This is a genomic window from Paenibacillus sp. FSL H7-0323 (assembly GCF_038002725.1).
Lineage (GTDB): Bacteria > Bacillota > Bacilli > Paenibacillales > Paenibacillaceae > Paenibacillus_AQ > Paenibacillus_AQ odorifer.
Map to the genome: position 1 here is coordinate 262,284 of NZ_JBBODB010000001.1, position 18,901 is coordinate 281,184.

13 protein-coding genes are annotated in these 18,901 nt (G+C 43.3%); 10 read left to right on the plus strand and 3 right to left on the minus strand.

Annotated features, from left to right (window positions below; all coding sequences use genetic code 11):
• Nucleotides 1–93: 93 nt before the first annotated feature.
• Complete coding sequence (locus tag MHH89_RS01285) at nucleotides 94–1,191, minus strand: sigma factor-like helix-turn-helix DNA-binding protein (RefSeq protein ID WP_445739118.1); 1,098 nt, start codon at nucleotides 1,189–1,191, stop codon at nucleotides 94–96.
• A gap of 183 nt (nucleotides 1,192–1,374) precedes the next feature.
• Here MHH89_RS01285 and clpP point away from each other — a divergent pair, with 183 nt between their 5' ends.
• Nucleotides 1,375–1,956 carry an ATP-dependent Clp endopeptidase proteolytic subunit ClpP gene (gene clpP, locus MHH89_RS01295; protein ID WP_036679301.1) on the plus strand — a complete coding sequence of 194 codons (582 nt, stop codon included), beginning with the start codon at nucleotides 1,375–1,377 and terminating at the stop codon, nucleotides 1,954–1,956.
• A gap of 21 nt (nucleotides 1,957–1,977) precedes the next feature.
• A complete protein-coding gene (locus MHH89_RS01300; protein ID WP_076125006.1) occupies nucleotides 1,978–2,184 on the plus strand; it encodes a hypothetical protein in 207 nt (68 codons plus the stop codon).
• Nucleotides 2,185–2,232: 48 nt separating this feature from the next.
• On the opposite strand, the gene MHH89_RS01305 is transcribed toward MHH89_RS01300, so the two are convergent.
• Nucleotides 2,233–3,228 (minus strand): LacI family DNA-binding transcriptional regulator, encoded by a 996-nt coding sequence (locus MHH89_RS01305; protein WP_256717185.1) that lies wholly within the window; start codon nucleotides 3,226–3,228, stop codon nucleotides 2,233–2,235.
• A 274-nt stretch (nucleotides 3,229–3,502) separates the two neighbouring features.
• Here MHH89_RS01305 and MHH89_RS01310 point away from each other — a divergent pair, with 274 nt between their 5' ends.
• Both MHH89_RS01310 and MHH89_RS01315 read left to right on the plus strand, forming a co-directional pair.
• Nucleotides 3,503–5,251, plus strand: coding sequence for a glycoside hydrolase family 13 protein (locus MHH89_RS01310; protein ID WP_341086115.1), 1,749 nt, complete (start codon nucleotides 3,503–3,505; stop codon nucleotides 5,249–5,251).
• Between the two features lie 239 nt (nucleotides 5,252–5,490).
• Nucleotides 5,491–9,093, plus strand: a complete 3,603-nt coding sequence (locus tag MHH89_RS01315; RefSeq protein WP_341086116.1) for a M14 family metallopeptidase — start codon at nucleotides 5,491–5,493, stop codon at nucleotides 9,091–9,093.
• Nucleotides 9,094–9,162: 69 nt separating this feature from the next.
• Here the strand turns inward: MHH89_RS01315 and MHH89_RS01320 are convergent, their stop codons facing one another.
• Nucleotides 9,163–11,040, minus strand: a complete 1,878-nt coding sequence (locus tag MHH89_RS01320) for an LTA synthase family protein (RefSeq protein ID WP_076220704.1) — start codon at nucleotides 11,038–11,040, stop codon at nucleotides 9,163–9,165.
• Nucleotides 11,041–11,344: 304 nt separating this feature from the next.
• On the opposite strand from MHH89_RS01320, the gene MHH89_RS01325 reads away from it, so the two are divergent.
• The 6 genes from MHH89_RS01325 to MHH89_RS01350 all read left to right on the plus strand — a co-directional run bounded on the left by MHH89_RS01325 (nucleotide 11,345) and on the right by MHH89_RS01350 (nucleotide 18,658).
• A complete protein-coding gene (locus MHH89_RS01325; RefSeq protein WP_339190423.1) occupies nucleotides 11,345–12,346 on the plus strand; it encodes a DUF4830 domain-containing protein in 1,002 nt (333 codons plus the stop codon).
• A 42-nt stretch (nucleotides 12,347–12,388) separates the two neighbouring features.
• Nucleotides 12,389–13,879 (plus strand): stalk domain-containing protein, encoded by a 1,491-nt coding sequence (locus MHH89_RS01330; protein ID WP_341086119.1) that lies wholly within the window; start codon nucleotides 12,389–12,391, stop codon nucleotides 13,877–13,879.
• A gap of 659 nt (nucleotides 13,880–14,538) precedes the next feature.
• Complete coding sequence (locus tag MHH89_RS01335) at nucleotides 14,539–15,738, plus strand: saccharopine dehydrogenase family protein (protein WP_036679313.1); 1,200 nt, start codon at nucleotides 14,539–14,541, stop codon at nucleotides 15,736–15,738.
• A gap of 10 nt (nucleotides 15,739–15,748) precedes the next feature.
• Nucleotides 15,749–16,885, plus strand: a complete 1,137-nt coding sequence (gene nspC / locus MHH89_RS01340) for a carboxynorspermidine decarboxylase (protein WP_076125019.1) — start codon at nucleotides 15,749–15,751, stop codon at nucleotides 16,883–16,885.
• A 499-nt stretch (nucleotides 16,886–17,384) separates the two neighbouring features.
• The gene (locus MHH89_RS01345; protein WP_076278612.1) at nucleotides 17,385–18,008 is read left to right on the plus strand and encodes a deoxynucleoside kinase; all 624 of its coding nucleotides are present in this window, start codon (nucleotides 17,385–17,387) and stop codon (nucleotides 18,006–18,008) included.
• Nucleotides 18,005–18,658 (plus strand): deoxynucleoside kinase, encoded by a 654-nt coding sequence (locus MHH89_RS01350; RefSeq protein WP_076125023.1) that lies wholly within the window; start codon nucleotides 18,005–18,007, stop codon nucleotides 18,656–18,658. Before MHH89_RS01345 ends, MHH89_RS01350 begins: the two co-directional genes overlap by 4 nt.
• Nucleotides 18,659–18,901 lie beyond the last annotated feature (243 nt).

The following is an 18,901-nucleotide window of genomic DNA, read 5'->3' on the forward strand; positions in this document are numbered from 1 at the left end:
TAATTACATATTAAGCGCACTAATCACAATCATATCTGTTCGTTTTTAACGTAACGAGACACTTAGCTGCCCGAGATCCAGCTTAACGAAAAACTACGCCACCATACACATTCCTGGCGTGGTATAGTTCCAGCTGTTTGAACTGAATCCACCAGTTTGGAAGGTCTGGAAGCCTTGCAAGCTTTGGCTCGATACCGCCATTACAGGTTCCTGACTTTCGTCCGCAAATACAAGCTCGATCAGCTCGGCAATTTCCCCCTGTTCATACGCGGCTGCAAGGCGGCTCAAGACGATCTGCATGGCTGTGTCCTGTGGTAAGGAAGGACCATCGGCCTGAAGCAGCTCTTGTCTTACGAGAGGGAGGGCTTGCCGGGCTCGGTGCAGAGCGGCTTTTATTGCCCCTTCTGTGGTATCGAGAATCTCGGCAGCTTCCATTGCAGAGTGTCCCAACACATCTCGAAGCAGGAACACCGCCTGCTGCAGCGGAGATAAATACTCCTGTAGTGCTTGAAAAGCAGCTTCAATCTCAAATGAACCATACTCCGCAGAGGCCTCAGTGGGGGACTGATCCAGCTCCAACACTCGTGACAAGGTGGCTTTTCGCCGCATGATATCAATCCATGTGTTTCGGGCAATCCGAAAAAGCAATGCCTCAGGATTTGGGTGATTTGTAGAACGGGTATGATGAGTAGAATTTGTAGGAATCGTAGAATGCATTGCAGATTTTGTAGACGTTGCAGTCTTAGATGGCGTTACAGCCTTGGCAGACGTTGCAGTATTAGCAGACGTTGCAGTCTTAGATGGCGTTACAGCCGTTGCAGCCGTTGCAGCCGTTGCAGCCGTTGCAGCCGTAGAAACCATATAGTTCATTTGATTAGTTTGATTAGTTTCAAGTTTTTGATTAGCTCTATTAGCTCTATTAGCTCCGTTAGCTCCGTTAGCTTTATCATTTTCAATGGTTTCTTTATTTTGTTTAACTTCATTCATTGGACTGTTCCTATTATTTGCACTCGTTGAGTCCGAAGTCTTCATATAACCTAGGGCCTTGACCCATGTATCCTGAGCTAAATCATCGGCATCCCACGGGGATTGTGTCAATGCAAGACAATATCGCTTCAGAGCTTTCTGCAAAGACCTGGTGTTACTTTCATCCGGCGCATCTCCGGTGCTAAGCTTCTCAAGGATGATCACTCTGCATAACTCCTTTTCCAGTAAGGTGATTTCGATTACTTCTAATAATAAACGAATGAGCAGGAAATTAAGATACGCAATTTTAAAAAATAAAAATTCTCACGCCTAACGTATCCTATCCCCATACTAATCCGTTTACAGGGTAGATTTCAAAACTCTAAAACAGATGGAGGTCGAATACGGATGGCGTACGTTCCTTATGTAGTCGAACAAACGAATCAAGGTGAAAGATCTTACGATATTTATTCGCGGCTGTTGAAGGACCGGATAGTGTTCGTAGGTGCGGAAATTGAGGATCAGCTGGCTAACAGTATTGTTGCCCAGTTATTGTTTTTATCAGCAGAAGATCCGGATAAAGATATACACATGTATATTAATTGTCCAGGTGGCTCTATCACCGCAGGCTTCAGTATTTATGACACGATGCAGCTTATTAAACCGCCGGTGAATACCATTTGTACAGGAATGGCGGCTTCTTTTGGTTCTTTGTTGTTATTGGCTGGGGCCAAAGGGAAACGTTATGCCTTGCCGAATAGCGAGATTATGATTCATCAGCCGCATGGTGGGGCGCAGGGGCAAGCTAGTGACATTGCGATCAGTGCCAAACGTATTTTGAAGGCAAGGGAAGTGCTTGTGCAAATTACAGCGGACCGAACTGGGCAGACGGTAGAGAAGGTACTGCAAGATATGGATCGAGATTATTTCATGTCAGCCGATGAGGCGGTTGAATACGGAATTATCGATAAGGTCATCACAAATCTCTAAGACGAAGGAGTGAAGAAGGCTATGCTGGAGGTTTTGCAGGGAAAAGAGGTAACAATCTATTTTGTGGATGGCTCCAACGCTACAAAAGGAGTGCTGGAAACGGTAAGTGAAAAGTTCGTCAAATACCGGACGGATTTTGAAGAGTTTTATATTCCAATCAGCTCGATCTGTTCTATCTCTCTAGATACCAAAACGCGTGAACGAGCCAAAGTAGGATTCACACAATAACATCAATAACATCATCTGTATAAAAATGGGCTAGGAGCTCCTCAGCTCCTAACCCGTACTTTCCCGAATAGCCAAATAATGAGCCACATTTGCATGATGCGGCACAACGGTCTCCCCTTTAATCAGCTTGATTAAGGTTCGGGTGGCGGTCATCCCAATCTCCGTTCCTGAGTATTCAACCGAGGAAAGCTTAGGTCGAACGATAGAGGCAATGAAGCTGTTATCAAATCCGAACACGGCAACATCAGCTGGCACCCGTAGACCGTTATCGGTTAAATGATTCATGGCTCCAACTGCCATCCAATCTGTAGAGCAAAACACCGCAGTAGGTAACTCCCCGCTATCCATAATTCGGCGCATGGCGTCGCTCCCATCTTCGACGGCCATCGCACTTTCTACTACCCATTCTTTTCTTAAGGTTATGCCTGCATCCATAAGGGCTTGTAGATAGCCTTTATACCGATCCCCGCCCACCGCATTATCTCCCGAGCCGCGAATCATAGCGATTTTGCGATGACCTTTTTGAATCAGATAAGTAACAGCTTCATAAGAGGCAGTTATATTGTCCAGATGAACGGAAGGAATCGTATCCACCTGCGATTGTTGCCCGACAAGCACGCAAGGTGTATTTGAGCTGCGGATGATCTCCAAATGTTCATGGTTTGGAATAGAACCCACAAATATATTTCCTTCTGTCCCCATCCGCTGGAACATCTTCAAATAATGTTGTTCACTTTCTGCACTGCCGTCCGTTAATCCGACCATAATGTCGTATCCATACAAATCCGCGAGATCGCGAATGCCAACATTGAAGTCATCCAGTACAGTGTTGCTATTCTGCGGAATGATCACACCGATCAGCTGTGTATTAGCTTTGTCCGTTTCAAGGCCGATGACATTCGAACGGTAGTTGGTTTGTTTAATAGCTTCCAGTACTCGTTTACGGACATCATCGTTAACTGGTTTGCTGTTATTGATTACCCTGGACACCGTAGAGATCGAAACGTTCGCCAATTGGGCTATATCTTTTATCTTTACCTTCAAGAAGATCACCATAACTTTCCATATGATTCACTTGGTGTTTCAACTCTCGCAAGCATATCACGGATAGCTTCAAGAATCCAAAAGATTGTTGTTGACCTAGGAAATAAAAGGTCCTATAATGATCGCTGAAGGAAAATTATTTCCTTGAAAAAAGCTTTTTTTGAACGATAAAGTTGAATTTTTGCTAAAAACAATAACTGAATTATTAATTCTAATGAATTTCGGGAAAATATTTTCCTGTGAAGGGTATGTGAATACGAAGGAGCTGCATGCATTGAACAGAACATGGTGGAAAGAAGCCACAGCGTATCAAATTTACCCACGGAGCTTTATGGACAGCAATGGTGATGGTGTAGGCGATCTGCAGGGAGTCATTTCTAAACTTGATTATTTGCAGGAGCTTGGCATCAATGTCATTTGGATCTGTCCTATTTATAAATCCCCAAATGATGATAATGGTTATGATATTTCGGATTATCAGGATATTATGGCGGAGTTCGGCAGCATGGCCGACTTTGATCAGCTGCTGCACGAGGTTCATGCACGAGGCATGAAGCTGATTCTGGATCTAGTGATTAATCATACTTCGGACGAACATCCATGGTTTGTTGAAGCACGTTCAAGCAAGGATAATCCGAAGCGGGATTATTATATTTGGAGTGATCCTAAGGACGGGAAGGAGCCGAATAACTGGGAGAGTATTTTCAGCGGTTCGATTTGGGAGCTTGATCCCGCCACAGAGCAATATTTTATGCATGTATTTTCCAAAAGACAGCCAGACCTCAACTGGGAGAATCCTGAGGTGCGCCGTGAATTGTATAGCATGGTCAACTGGTGGCTGGACAAAGGAATCGACGGCTTCCGGGTGGATGCCATTTCACATATTAAAAAAATCACCGGACATCCCGATCTGCCGAATCCACAGAATCTTCCGTATGTTCCGTCTGGCGATGGGCACATGAACCGTGAAGGGATTCACGATTTCTTGCAGGAGCTCAAGCAGGAGACGTTTGACCGATATGACATCATGACAGTTGGCGAAGCGAGTGGTGTAAATGTTGATCAGGCGGAGTCGTGGGTGGGTGAAGAGCAAGGCAAATTTAATATGATTTTTCAATTCGAGCATTTAGCTCTTTGGAATAAGAGTGTGACAGGTGGATTGGATGTTCTGCAGTTAAAATCAGCGCTCTCCCGTTGGCAAAAAGGTCTTGAGGGCAGAGGCTGGAACGCATTGTTCATCGAAAATCACGACCAGCCGCGTTCAGTTTCTACTTGGGGAAATGATGGCCAGTATTGGAAAGAGTCAGCTAAATCGTTGGCTACGATGTATTTCCTGATGCAGGGAACACCATTTATTTATCAAGGTCAAGAAATTGGGATGACCAATGTAAGATTTGAATCAATGGATGATTACGATGATGTGGCGATGAAGAACTTGTATCGTTTGGAGACTGAAGCCGGTAAATCACATGAAGAAGTCATGGAGGTAATCTGGAAGAACGGTCGGGACAACTCTAGAACACCAATGCAATGGAGCGACTCTGAAAACGCTGGTTTCAGCAGCGGCAAGCCATGGATGAAGGTGAATCCGAATTATACGGAAATCAATGTGGAGCGGGCGAAGCAGGACCCTTATTCCATCTATCATCATTACAAAAAGCTTATCGCTCTTCGGGCTGCTAATCCCGTTACTGTTTACGGGATATATGATCTCATTTTGCCTGAAGATGAACGTATTTATGCTTATACGCGGACGCTTGGAAATAAAAAACTGCTGGTCATGTCTAACCTGACAGCAGAGGAAGCGCTGTTTGACCTTCCATTTGATTTGGAGTTTGATACTAGTGAATTGCTCTTGCATAACTATGAGGTTGATCCTGCGGAGCCGATTGAGACTGTCGCATTACGGCCTTACGAGTCCCGTGTGTATATGCTGGTTAACGCACCTGTAGAGCAAGAGGGTAGCAGTGAACTTGTACCTGTACAAGAGGTAAGTGAAGCTTCTTTTCCAGAAACCGTTTAATATATTCATTGTAATTCAAAGCGTCCGGTTATCCGGGCGCTTTTTTTGTTGCGGTAGTGTAGGGCTCTTGCACAAAATGAATGCGCTTACTTAGGCGAGTCGTATAAAAATATTATTTTTTCTATTATTTTTGTTCCCAAAATTAATAGAATACTATATTATGTTATGAATACAGATTCATATAAGTGTATATTCATTCAATTTGGGGTGAAAGTAGACAAAATTATAGGAGGTAAAAAATGTCCAAGAGAATACTATCTTTATTACTAGCTTTTACACTTATGATGTCGGGTCTGCTTCCAGCTGCATATGCAGGTGAAGTTGCAACCGAAATTAACCCGCAGGCGGTTGTTGCTCCGGTTTCTACGGAGAACACAGCTGATCCAGCGGTGCTTTCTTCAGAACAAACTACGGTAGCGACTGCTGTCTATGAACAAATAGCGGCGACAGTTTCCACAGAAGTATACAAAGCTTCTATGACGGAAGCTAGAACATTAGAATTGACTTTAGATCTTCCTGATGGGGCATCGCCTCAAGATATCATCTGGAATTTTGGCAGAACGGCGGAAGAGATGAAGCCGCTGGCAGAGTGGAAGAAATGGAATAAAGATGCGAAAGATTATTCAGGTAATCCTTTCGTAACAGTGACCTATGAGCCGATCTCAGGTTCAAAAGTAAAGGCTTTAATTCATTTTGATTTGCTGTACGGAGAGAATCTTTCATTAACGGGTATACGTGCAGAGTACGTCAAACGAGTGGGAATTTATAATCTAATCGGGACATTACCTGCTGGAGATGTGCTGGTAGAGCAGCAAGTCAAACTAAATCCATATGAAACCTATCATACATATGATGAGATTAAACCGGCGATCGATAGGATTACTGCTGAAAGCAATAATAAATATGATCGATATGTAGAGTATCAGCAAATTGGGACCTCAACTCAAGGTCGTGCCATTCATTTCTCTATTGTTGCTAAGGATAAGTCCTCAGTAGATCAATATTTGAACGAGACCTTACCGCTTATGATGAATGATCCTGAAGCCCTGCAAAAGAAAATTAACGACGGGGATCTGCAGGATTATAAGGTACCTATCTGGTTGAACAACATTCATGCCGATGAAGCCAATGGTGTCGATGTAATCATTAAGTTTTTGGATACGCTGATGACACAGCAAATTGTCACCTATGATACCACTGATGATAATGGAAATCCGAAAAAGGTAGTTCTGAACATCGACGAAGCGCTTGACCATGTGATTTTCCTGCTTGATTATGTAGAGAATCCTGACGGTCGCGCGTTAAACACGCGTCAAACTTCAACGCTGCTTGATCCAAATCGGGACAACTCTTACCAGACCCAGCCTGAGACACAAGCGGTAACTGCACAAATTGCTAAGTGGACGCCGCTTACCTTTTTGGACATGCATGGATTTGTAAGTGGCTTCTTGATTGAGCCTTGCACACCACCTCATGATCCTAACATTGAATATGATCTTGTAATGCCAAGTATGCTTGAGCAAGCAAATGCCATGGGGAAGGCGGGAATTGCTAATACTAAATATGATTCCTACCATATCCCTTATGAAGAATACGAAAAAACACAACAGGATCCGAACTATAAAGGAACGAATGCAACAGGTTGGGATGATGCTTCACCAGCCTACACAGCTGTATATGCCATGCATCAAGGAGCACTTGGGCATACGATTGAAGTGCCTGAATTGAATGAAGATTCACTGGATGCCTTTTATTATGCGGCTTTGGGGGCAACCGATTATGTGATCAACAACAAGCAGGAACTGTTCCTGAATCAATTGGAAATCTTCAAACGGGGTATCCAAAATGAGAATACTAATGCTGCTGTTAAAGATTATCTAATCAATGCACAGAATGAGTCCATTGGACGTCCAGGGGTAGATGAGAATACGAATTTCTTCCCTGAGTATTACATTCTTCCGGTTGCAAAAGATTTGCAAAAAAATGATCTGGAAACCTACAAAATGGTTCAGTACCTACTGCGTAACAATGTGAAAGTAGAACGGACAACAGCCAGTGTAACTGTAGATTCTGTAGTCTATCCGGCTGGAACCTATGTGGTGAATATGCATCAAGCCAAAAGAGGTTATGCGAATCTTGTCTTGTATGATGGACTAGATGTCTCGGATTTTAATGAGATGTATTCAGATACGGTACAGAATTTCTCGGCTATGCGTGGTTTTGACCGATATATTAGCCGTTCTGTTGGAGCATTCACTGGGAAAACAGAACAGGTTAGCAGTGTAACGATCCCTAGTACGAATCTGGATCAATCTCCGTTCGAGCAAAATTATGTGATTAAAAACAGCAACAATGATGCGATAAAAGCTGTGAATGAGCTGCTAGCCAACCATAAGGCAGTGACACTGCTGGAGAATGGGGGGACGGGTTACGAGAAGGGAAGTTTCCTTGTTTCCAGATCCAACCTTAGAACGGTATCGTCTAAATATCTGCTGGATATTGTGCCGTTTAGTGCTTCAGAGAACAGAACGGGTAAATTGCTTAAGGCTCCTAAGGTAGCTATTGCAGGAGCGACTGCATTTATGCTGAAGGATCTTGGATTTAACGTAACTACGGATACAGTGGCAGCAGATGTTCTAATCAATTCGGGAACGAATCTGATTGCTACAGGTAAACCATTTATCGGTTATGGAAGAACGATGCTGAAAACTGTTAAAGGGCTTAAGGTCCTCCCTGGACTGGACTATTCAACTCCGGTCAATAAGGATGGCAAAGAAGATGCTCATGAGGGATTGTTTAAGGCTGAGGTCTCTCAGGACAATGTAATTACAGCGCCTTATGCCGATAGCGAATACCTCTACACGGTTTCCGCGGCTTATATTACAAAAGTGCCTGAAGGCGCAGAGATCTTGGCGAAATACGGATCAGGCGCTGACTTTTTCAAAGCAGGCTGGTGGCCGAATAACGAGGCTGCACAAGACCAAGTATTGGCGCTTACTTACAATACAGACAACATTCATGTGACGTTATTTGCGAATGATCTGATGAATAAATATCATCCGCAAAATCAATTCAGATTGCTTGCCAATTCAATCTATGCTGCCGCTCCAGCGGCGACTGAAGAGGATGGTATGGATAACGGGGTGAATGAACAAGAGCCAACAATACCTTCGACACCGTGGCAGCCATCTGTAACATCAACACCTGCACCGACCGTGCAGCCGTCTGCAACACCAACGCCAGCTCCAACTCCAACTGTGCAGCCGTCTGCGACACCAGCCCCAATAGGTTCTAACTTCACGGATCTAGGTAAGGTGGCGTGGGCAGCATCGGCGATTAAAGAGCTGGCGGCAAAAGGGATTCTGCAAGGGGTGAGCGATAATACCTTTGTTCCGCTTAAAGAGGTGACGCGTGCCGAGTTTATTACCATGATCGTGCGAGCTTTTGATCTGCTTGATGTGAAATCATCCGCTGCCTTCAGTGACGTGAAAGCTTCTGACTGGTCTTACGGATACATTGCATCCGGGGTCAAGAACGGATTGATTAACGGTGTAGGCAATGGAAAGTTTGATCCTAACCGTGCGATTACACGCGAGGAAATGGCAATCATTGTATCCAATGCACTTGAGAAATTTAAAGGCAAGTCGGTAAGTGATACAAATGCCGCTTTGGCTAACTTTAAAGATCAGGCAACAATCGCTGCTTACGGTAAAGAAGCGGTGGCATTACTAACTCAGGAAGGTATTGTGCAAGGTCTGACTGCGGATACCTTCGGTCCTAAAAACATTGCCAACCGTGCTCAAGCAGCAGTGATTATCGATAGGATGTTGAAGCTTAATTAAGTTTTAGATTCTTATAAAAAAAACAAAAATGCCCCTCAGCTATTTGGCTGAGGGGCATTCTTTTTATAGTTACTTTGCATCATCCGTAGAAGGTAAATCCGGCAGTTGTTGAATGTAGCTGTTTGACATATTTAGAAGCCGCTGAACGGCGTCAAATTGTTCTTTTGTCGAACCGCCCTCTGTTTCAGAGCCATCGATTAGATTAAAGTTGTCTCCATCGTCGTAATCGACACCAGTTAAATACATGCTTGTGTCATTAATGAAAGAGCCGGTAGGCAAAAAGTGTCTGACAGGCAGCATGTTGGTCTGTTGGTTCATCAGGTCTTCTCCGAAGTGGAGCTGGTCTTTCATTGAAATCCCTAACAGGTTAGCTACAGTTGGCATAATGTCGATTTGGCCGCCAGTTTGGCTGTACACGGCAGGTTCACCTACACCAGGGGCATGAACGATGAAAGGAACATTGAACATATCGGTATAACCATATTCGTGGCCGACCATTTCTTCCATTAACGATTTCTCGTTGCCATCAAGGGAATATAGCGATACACCCTGATGGTCACCGTAAAAGACAATGACGCTATCATCCCATAGACCACTGGACTTTAATTGATCCAGGAATTGTCCCATTGCATAATCTGCGTAATTTTGAGCTAGAATATAGTTGCCAACTAGGGTGCCTTCATACCGTTTAGGCAGTGTCATTTTATTTTTTAACTCTGGCATTTTATAAGGGTGATGAGCACTCATAGAAATGACCATCGCGTAAAAAGGATCATCTTTAGCATCCATTTTGACTAATTCTGGAACAGTCTTGGCATAGAGTACCTCATCTGAAGCACCGAATGCGATATGATCATCATCCCCATAGAACGCTTGATCATAATACTTATCAAAGTCTAGAACTTTGTATAGGGTTTTGCGGTTCCAGAATTCTACGCTATTGGTGTGAAAGGTTGCTGTGTTATATCCATTAGCTTTCATTAACTTAGGCAGGCTCGGAAGCGCCTTATCCATATAATTGGATGAAGTGGCTACTTCGTGGTGAGGAACGTACAACGAAGTATTCACTACAAATTCAGCATCCGAAGTTGTTCCTTGCCCGGCATTAGTATAGAAGTTATTGAAATAATGTTCGCTTTTCAAAAGCTTATTTAGATTGGGTGTTACTTCCTGCCCGTCAATGCTCAGGCCCAGCAAAAAGTTCTGAAAAGATTCCATTTGTACCACGATTAGATTCTTACCTTGAGCTGCCGCCCAGTACTTCGGTGAGACAGGCTCTGTAATCCCTTTGGTCTCGTTAATGGATGGTTGCGTGATTTCTTTGCTGTCGATTATTTCTTCTGTTTCCCTTGTATCGGCAAAAATAGTATAGACCTCGTAATTAAGAATCCCCATACTCTCCGCTTTTTTGTTCTCGTTCATACTGGCATGATTTGGCCAAACATTAAAGACACAGACCGCCAAAGAAACACTGATGATTCCAAACAAAGCAGTCCGGTTCATGCGGCGGTTCATACCTCTTTCTTTCCAGATCGCAATATATTTCGGACGGAACATAAAAAACATGAAAACTACAATATCCACAAAAATGAACAAGTAGTAAGGGTCCAGCAATGAGTATGTGCTTTCTCCCACCTTAGTTACTTTATCTGCTTGTTCTAAGGCATGATAAGTAGCAATTACACCGTAATATTTGTAATACATTAGCACGGCAAAATATATGACTGAAATCAATAGGTTGGCTATCATGTAATACAGAAACTTTCGTTTGGAAGCCATCCATTCTATGAGTCCAAATACGATAAAGAAAAATGGGATCTCTGTCAGCAGCATGCTCCAGTTAGGACCGTCGCTAAAAACTACGAACCAGGCCACTGCGCATTTTAGCAGCAGGACGAAGCTAAAGACTAGGAAGGGTTTATTTTTTATATCAAAATCTTTTTTCACTCGTTATCATCCTCTCTGATGCAATTACACCAAGGTCCTGCATATACCTGTATTTCATGGAAATCCGTTGCAATATGCCGAAGCTTATTATGCTCTCGAAGTTAACAAGTGTCAAAAGGTGGACGAGAGCCCTAGAGCGAAGCAACAGGCGATTTATGCCGCATAAGCAGGTAAAATCAACGCCAATCCCAAACTACAGGGTCCTATGCGTATAAAATGATTTTAATAATTTCCAGTATCCCGCAACTTTGTATAATATTCCTCAGTCTAAATATAGAGGAGTGATTAGAGAGGCGGGAATCAGATGACTAAGCGGCAGTTTGTAACGATGGTAACGATTTGTTTTTTTGTACTCTTAAACTCTGGATGTAATCAAGGGGAGAACTCCATAGGTGTGGAACCTGCTGCCTCTATAGCTTCAACGTCTGTACCACAGGTAACGCCGACATCTGCTCAAGTAACTATGATTCCCGAAGACTTTTTGCAAACACTGGATTATAAAGTTCAGAGCCATCCGGAGGTATTTGCAGTTGAGGTACCGCAGAACTGGGAGGTTAAGCTGGGGGAGTATCCAGTGGGACTTTACTGGCAATTAGCGAATGAGTTCTCTAAAGATGCAGGATTGGATTTGACACTGCTGAAGGGGACCACGGTAGAGGTGCAGCGGTATTCCTTAGTCGATGGTTTACCTGGTTCTGGCGAACAAAAAGAATTTTCTTATCCCTCCAACCTCGTTTTGCTTGTGCAATCAGGGAATACCGTTGGTGCGTGGCTGGAATTTAATATTCAAAGTATCGGCCCGTCGATTAAGAAGCGTAGCTTGACCGACATTACAGGACTTACATTTGAGGAGTGGACGGAGAGAGAAGGTTTGTTTGCTGAGGAAGGTGAGAATGGTGACTTAGCCTCATTAGACCATTTCGAACTTCTGGATGCTTTCTTTCAGGCTATTCAGGATGGTAATCATCCCCGTGCCCGCGCATGTTTGAATCCTAATGCCTTACTCACTGCATTGACGGTTAACCGTCAAACGCATCAACTCTATAACCCGGATTTTGGTGGTGAAAATGCTCTCAGTGAAAGTATTGTTGAGGCTAAGCCTACCTCTTATAAAGTGATGGATTATGATACTGGCTCAGAAATTAAAGACATCGGTGACCGCACAACGTTAAATATTGTGGTCGATCTGTATATGAAATCACTAAATCCCGTCTTCAATACCCCAGATGGCCGGGAGACTCGCTTCGCAGTGTTGACCAAACACGCTAACGGCTGGAAGATTGGAGGTTTTGGAACGGGACCGTGAGTTGTTGCGTTATCTATTTTTTAATAAAAGGAGTGATCTCAAGTGTTTAAACAAAGCTTGATGTCAAAAGTGCAGGTAAGTCGGATTTGTAGAGTTGTTGTCGGGACTGTTCTTTGCCTGACTATGGTCTCACCTTTAGTGGCAGCAGCAGATAATGTGAATTCACTTGAAGAAAAGAAATTATTGTCTGGCATCACCCAACTGGACGCTGGTGACAGAAGTGCGTATGCCGTCACTGCGGATGGAACAGCCTGGGTGTGGGGTGGTGGGTACGGCTCTATTGGTAATGGGGCGACCACACCAGCGTATACTCCTGTCAAAATGCATATCGATCATGTAAAGCAAATCTCAGGTGGTTATCGCCATAACTTGATGTTGAAGGACGATGGTACAGTGTGGGCGGTAGGGGGGAACGAGCATGGACAACTTGGCATTGGAACACAGTCTTCTAAGATTCTTGTAGAGCCTGTTCAAGTGCAAGGGCTAACAGATGTGAAAGCTGTTTCTGCGGGGGGCACCTTTAGCTTAGCTCTTCTTAAAGATGGAACGGTCTGGGCGTGGGGAGGCAATGAACAAGGAGAACTCGGTGACGATTCGCGGAAAAACAAGCTAACCCCGGTGCAGGTGAAGGGACTACCCACCGTCCTGTCTATAGCAGCGGGATCGAATAATTCAGTGGCTCTTGGTAACGGCGGAGAGGTATGGGTGTGGGGATCACAGCAACCACTGGGAACTCAGAAGGGCGTAATCTTAAAGCCTACGCTTATTAAAGGAAGCGGAGAATATAGAGCGGTTGATATGGATGGAGCCTATGGACTTTATGGGGCGGCATTGAGATGGGATGGCACAGTATGGATTTGGAATAATTACATAGATCCATATCTGGGAGAAGCTCTAAAGCCTGTTCAGATTCCAGGACTTACAGACGTCATTTCGCTGACAACAGATTCCGCAGTGAAGGCGGATGGGACCGTGTGGCAGTGGACGGTTGGCGATAAGAACAAGATTAATGTTACACAGTCTAAAGGCATCCAGAATGCAGTTTCCGTTTCTAAAGGGAGCAGAAATCATTATGTACTCTTAAAAGATGGTCATGTCCTTGCCTGGGGGGCAAATGAATTTGGACAGACGGGTCTGGGGGTCAGAGAGATCGAGGTGAGTACGCCTCAGCTGGTGAAAAAATCTATTCAAGTGTTGTTGAATGGGAATGAAATGGAACTGACTATGCCGCCGTTACTAATCAATAATTCGACATATGTTCCTTTAAGAGGAGTCTTCGAGCAGATGGGAGTTAATGTTCGTTGGGATGTTCCATCGAGAGCTGTGGTTGCTGTGAAGGGATCTACAACGCTGATCTTGAATTCGGTAACTGGACAAACGACTGTTAATGGAAAGATTATCGCAACAGATCAAAAACCGGTCTTCATTAATGATAGCGTTTATGTACCCCTCAGATTGATAAGTGAAATGTTGGGGGCGCAGGTAGAATGGGATGCAGATGCTTATGCCGTTCGAATAAATTCCAATAAATAAGTTGACTATATATTAGAAGCTTTAGGCTGAACTCTCCTTCAGGGGAGCTCAGCTTTTTTGCGTGGAAGGCAGAAGATTTAGGGGGATATGCAATGACCGTAAACAAAGCGTACGCGATTTTGAAGAATGTGTGCGGGAATCTTTTCGAGGATTCTTTATACGGATGATGATGAATATTGGAAAAATGGGACAACTTATAATTATCCCAATGATCGTTCAATTATGGGCGCGAAACGGATGGGCATAGCAACAACGATTAATATTGGGACAAAAACGGGTAAGAGTATATATTACGGCCTCTTTGTATTTGCTGCAGTGCTGTTGATTGGAATGTGTGGAAACCGAACTTCTTTAGGCGGAGTTGAAAGGGTGGTGAGATTTTTCATTGATTTTAAAATAAATCGTATGAAGTATAACCCTCTTGTGATAGAATAATCTAGTTGCCCTAGTTTCTGAAAATCCACTCTGTTCCAGCAAAACACCTGATCTATACACGTGGATAATCGAGGAAATATGAGCATTTAAGAGTATTAACAAGATTTCTTAGAGATTTTACACAAAACACATCATTTTTTGTCGGTTTTTATTGATTTATTCAAAAATATTATGTATAATCAGCCTTGTTGATTTTGCAAATGGAATTTTAGGAGGTTTTTATTTTGGGAAAAGCGTTAATTATTGGCGCTGGCGGCGTAGCAAGTGTTGTTGTTCATAAATGCTGCCAGAACCCGGATGTATTTGAAGAGATCTGCATTGCTAGCAGAACTGTCGCGAAATGTGACGCTCTGAAAGATAAATTAGCCGGAGGCCGCACGAAGATTTCTACTGCTCAGCTCGATGCAGATAACACGGACGAAGTCATTGAACTGATCAAGAGCTTTGAGCCGGATGTCGTTATTAATGTCGCTCTCCCATATCAGGACCTGACGATCATGGATGCGTGCCTGGCAACAGGAGTGCACTATGTGGATACTGCCAATTATGAACCACAAGATACAGCGAAATTCGAATATTCCTGGCAGTGGGCTTACAAAGAAAGATTTGAGAAAGCTGGCCTTACCGCTTTGCTCGGCAGTGGATTTGACCCAGGAGTAACAGGCGTATTCACGGCTTACGCGCAAAAGCACTATTTTGACGAGATCCATACCATTGATATTGTAGACGCCAACGCTGGCGATCATGGATATCCATTCGCTACAAACTTTAATCCTGAAATCAATATTCGTGAAATTACAGCTAATGGCCGTTATTTCGAGAATGGCGAGTGGATTGAAACTGCACCACTTTCTGAGAAGAAAGTTTACGATCTTCCGGAAATTGGACCTAAAGATATTTATCTTTTGTACCATGAAGAGCTGGAATCCTTGGCTGTTAACATCAAGGGCGTGAAAAAGATCCGTTTCTGGATGACTTTCTCACAGAACTACCTGACTCACTTGAAAGTGCTTGAGAATGTGGGTATGACTTCTATCGAGCCTATCATGTACGAAGGTAAAGAGATCGTTCCTTTGCAATTCTTGAAGGCAATGCTGCCTGACCCAGCTTCCCTGGGACCAAGAACAAAAGGTAAAACTAACATTGGATGTATCATCCAAGGTACTAAAGACGGTAAGCCAAAAACTTATTATGTATACAACGTTTGCGATCATGAAGAATGTTATGCAGAGGTTGGCTCCCAAGCCATTTCCTATACTACAGGCGTTCCTGCAATGATCGGAGCAATGTTAATTATAAAAGGAATCTGGAAGAAACCAGGCGTGTACAACGTAGAAGAGTTCGATCCAGATCCATTCATGGAAGCTTTGAATAAACATGGTCTGCCTTGGCAAGAAGATTTCTCGCCAACGCTGCTAGACTAAGGCGCGATTGATGGATATTGATATCAGCGTTGTCCCGTCACCATGTTACCTTGTAGATGAAAGATTGCTTACCCGCAATCTTGAGATTATGAATTCTGTACAAGAACGTACAGGAGCTAAGATTTTGCTCGCGCAAAAAGGCTTCTCTATGCACTCCTTGTATCCGCTAGTTGGTAAGTACTTGCATGGCGTAACTTCCAGCTCCTTATTCGAAGCCAGACTTGGCTATGAAAAAATGGGCAAAGAGGTTCATGTCTACGCACCAGCTTATGTGGACAGTGAATTCGATGAGCTTCTTGAATACTCCGATCACATTGTGTTCAATTCTTTTGACCAGTGGAATCGATTCAAGGATCGTGTGAAAAATGCACCGAAGCACATCAGCTGCGGCATTCGAGTGAATCCGGAGTATTCCGAGATCGAAGTTCCCCTGTATGATCCATGCTACAATTATTCCAGAATGGGAGTAACTCTCCCTAACTTTAGACCTGAAGAGCTTGAGGGGATTGATGGATTACACTTCCATACCATGTGCGAACAAAATTCAGACACACTGGAGCGTACGCTCAAGGTAGTCGAAGAGAAGTTCGGACCTTATCTCAAAGGGATGAAATGGCTTAATTTTGGTGGCGGTCATCATATTACACGTCCCGATTATGATCTGGAGACCCTTGTCCGCTGCATTTTGCATATGAAAGAGACTTACGGTGTGGAAATCTATCTGGAGCCAGGTGAGGCCGTTGCGCTTAATACTGGATATTTGGTAGCTACCGTTCTGGATGTTATGCATAATGGAATGGACATTGCGATTCTCGATACTTCGGCTGAATGCCACATGCCAGATGTACTGGCTATGCCATACCGCCCGAACATTATCGATGCTGGACAACCTGGGGAATATCCTTATACGTACAGATTAGGTGGAATGACTTGCCTAGCCGGAGATGTTATTGGAGATTATTCCTTCAAGGAGCCTTTGAAATACGGCGATAGACTCGTATTCCTAGATATGGCGCATTATTCTATGGTGAAGAACCATATGTTTAACGGCGTGAATCTGCCAGCTATCGTCAGCTACAATGACGAAGAAGGAATTAAAGTAATCAAACAGTTCGCTTTCGAAGATTTCAGCGGACGTTTATCTTAATAGAATGATCTAAAAAGGTGTCCCTTCAGGGACACCTTTTTTGCTATAGTTCCAGTCCTTTGAATGCGCGATTACATCTAGGAAAAGAGAAGTGATGCTAAGGACCGTATAGCAGCTATTGGTATTTATTAGCTTATTTAGCTAAGGTAATGGACAGTATAGCTCTTATTGGCCGAATAGTGACTATTTTTAGGGCGCATTTGGTAGAATAGCTGCAACTGAGTCCGATTGTATGCTGATACAGCCGATTTTTCGGAAATAGAGTCTCCTCGGTCCGCTTCATGCTCGTGGGGATGGGGAGAAGATAGATATCGAACCGTTTTTTCATAGGGATGCTTCTCTTGTTATTGGGTTTATCTTACAGTTGGATACTTGTATTACTGGAAAAGTTTCTTCATAATTAGCCGCTCACAAGTAAGGTCTCATGTGATACAATAATTTAGTCTGTTTTTAAAAATAGTTATTGAAGGGTCCGTATCTGAGGAGGAAGTCAGCATCAATGAAACATGCACCGTTTATTGCAGTGGAAGGCCCGATCGGGGCTGGAAAAACAACATTAGCTTCGATGCTTGCAGAGGAATTAAACTTACCGATTATTAAGGAGATTGTTGATGAAAATCCGTTTCTAGCTAAATTTTATCAGAACATGGATGACTGGAGCTTTCAACTGGAGATGTTTTTTCTCTGTAATCGGTACAAGCAGCTTGAAGATACAGTAACTCAATACATAGATAAAGGTAAACCGGTGATCTCGGATTATCATATTTATAAGAACCTTATCTTTGGGGAACGAACGCTGAAGGGAACGAAACGAGAAAAGTATCGACAAATCTATCATGTGCTGACGGATGACCTGCCGAAGCCAAATATTATTCTCTATATAAAAGCGGATCTCGATACCTTGTTAAAAAGAATTGCCAAACGCGGACGCCCTTTTGAAGGGGATATGGATACTGCGTATTTGCAGCAATTGATAGAAGATTATGATGATGCGATGGCCTCTCTAGCGATTCAAGAGCCGTCTACCGTTATTATTACCATAGATGGAAATGCAGTCGATTTCGTGGAGAACCCAGAACACTTCGTCGAAATTGCCTCTCACCTAAAGGAGCTAATGAAATGAATCCATATAACATCCCAGATAACGCCATAATTACCGTGGCAGGAACCGTGGGGGTGGGGAAATCCACTTTAACAGGTGCTTTGGCTAAAAGGTTGAATTTTCAAACCTCGCTGGAGCAAGTTGATCATAATCCTTATCTTGAAAAATTCTATCATGATTTTGAGAGATGGAGTTTTCATCTACAGATTTATTTCCTAGCCGAACGTTTTAAAGAACAGAAGAAAATGTTCGAAATGGGCGGTGGTTTTGTTCAAGATCGCTCGATTTATGAGGACACTGGTATTTTTGCTAAAATGCATGCGGATCAAGGCACGATGTCTAAGACAGACTATGAAACCTATACAAGCTTGTATGAAGCTATGGTTATGACACCCTATTTCCCGCACCCTGATGTACTGATTTATATTGAAGGCAGTCTTCCTTCTATTTTAGCGCGAATTAATGAACGTGGCCGTGAAATGGAAATTCAAACGGACGTGTCCTACTGGGAGCATATGCATGGCAGATATTCGAAATGGATCAATGAGTTTACAGCTTGCCCAGTGCTCCGACTGAACATTGATGATTATGACGTGAATGATTCGGCATCAATGGCGGATATTCTTACGAAGGTAGGCAACACCATTCGTAAGCCTGTTGATACAATATAATAGTTGATGATTAGCAGCTCCCGTGGTTTGGGGGTTGTTTTTTTATATGCTCATAAAAAAAGACCCAAATCTATGATTTGGGGTAATAGGGAAGTGTCAGTTGTCCTAATCATAAAATACGAAAAGTAAATTAAAATGGTGTGGACATTGTAATGTGCTTAAGGGCCACCTCCTATTTTATTAGCCTTTTTTTATAAAAATAGGTTCCAGTCTAATAGAAACTAGTTATTGGTCCATGTCTAA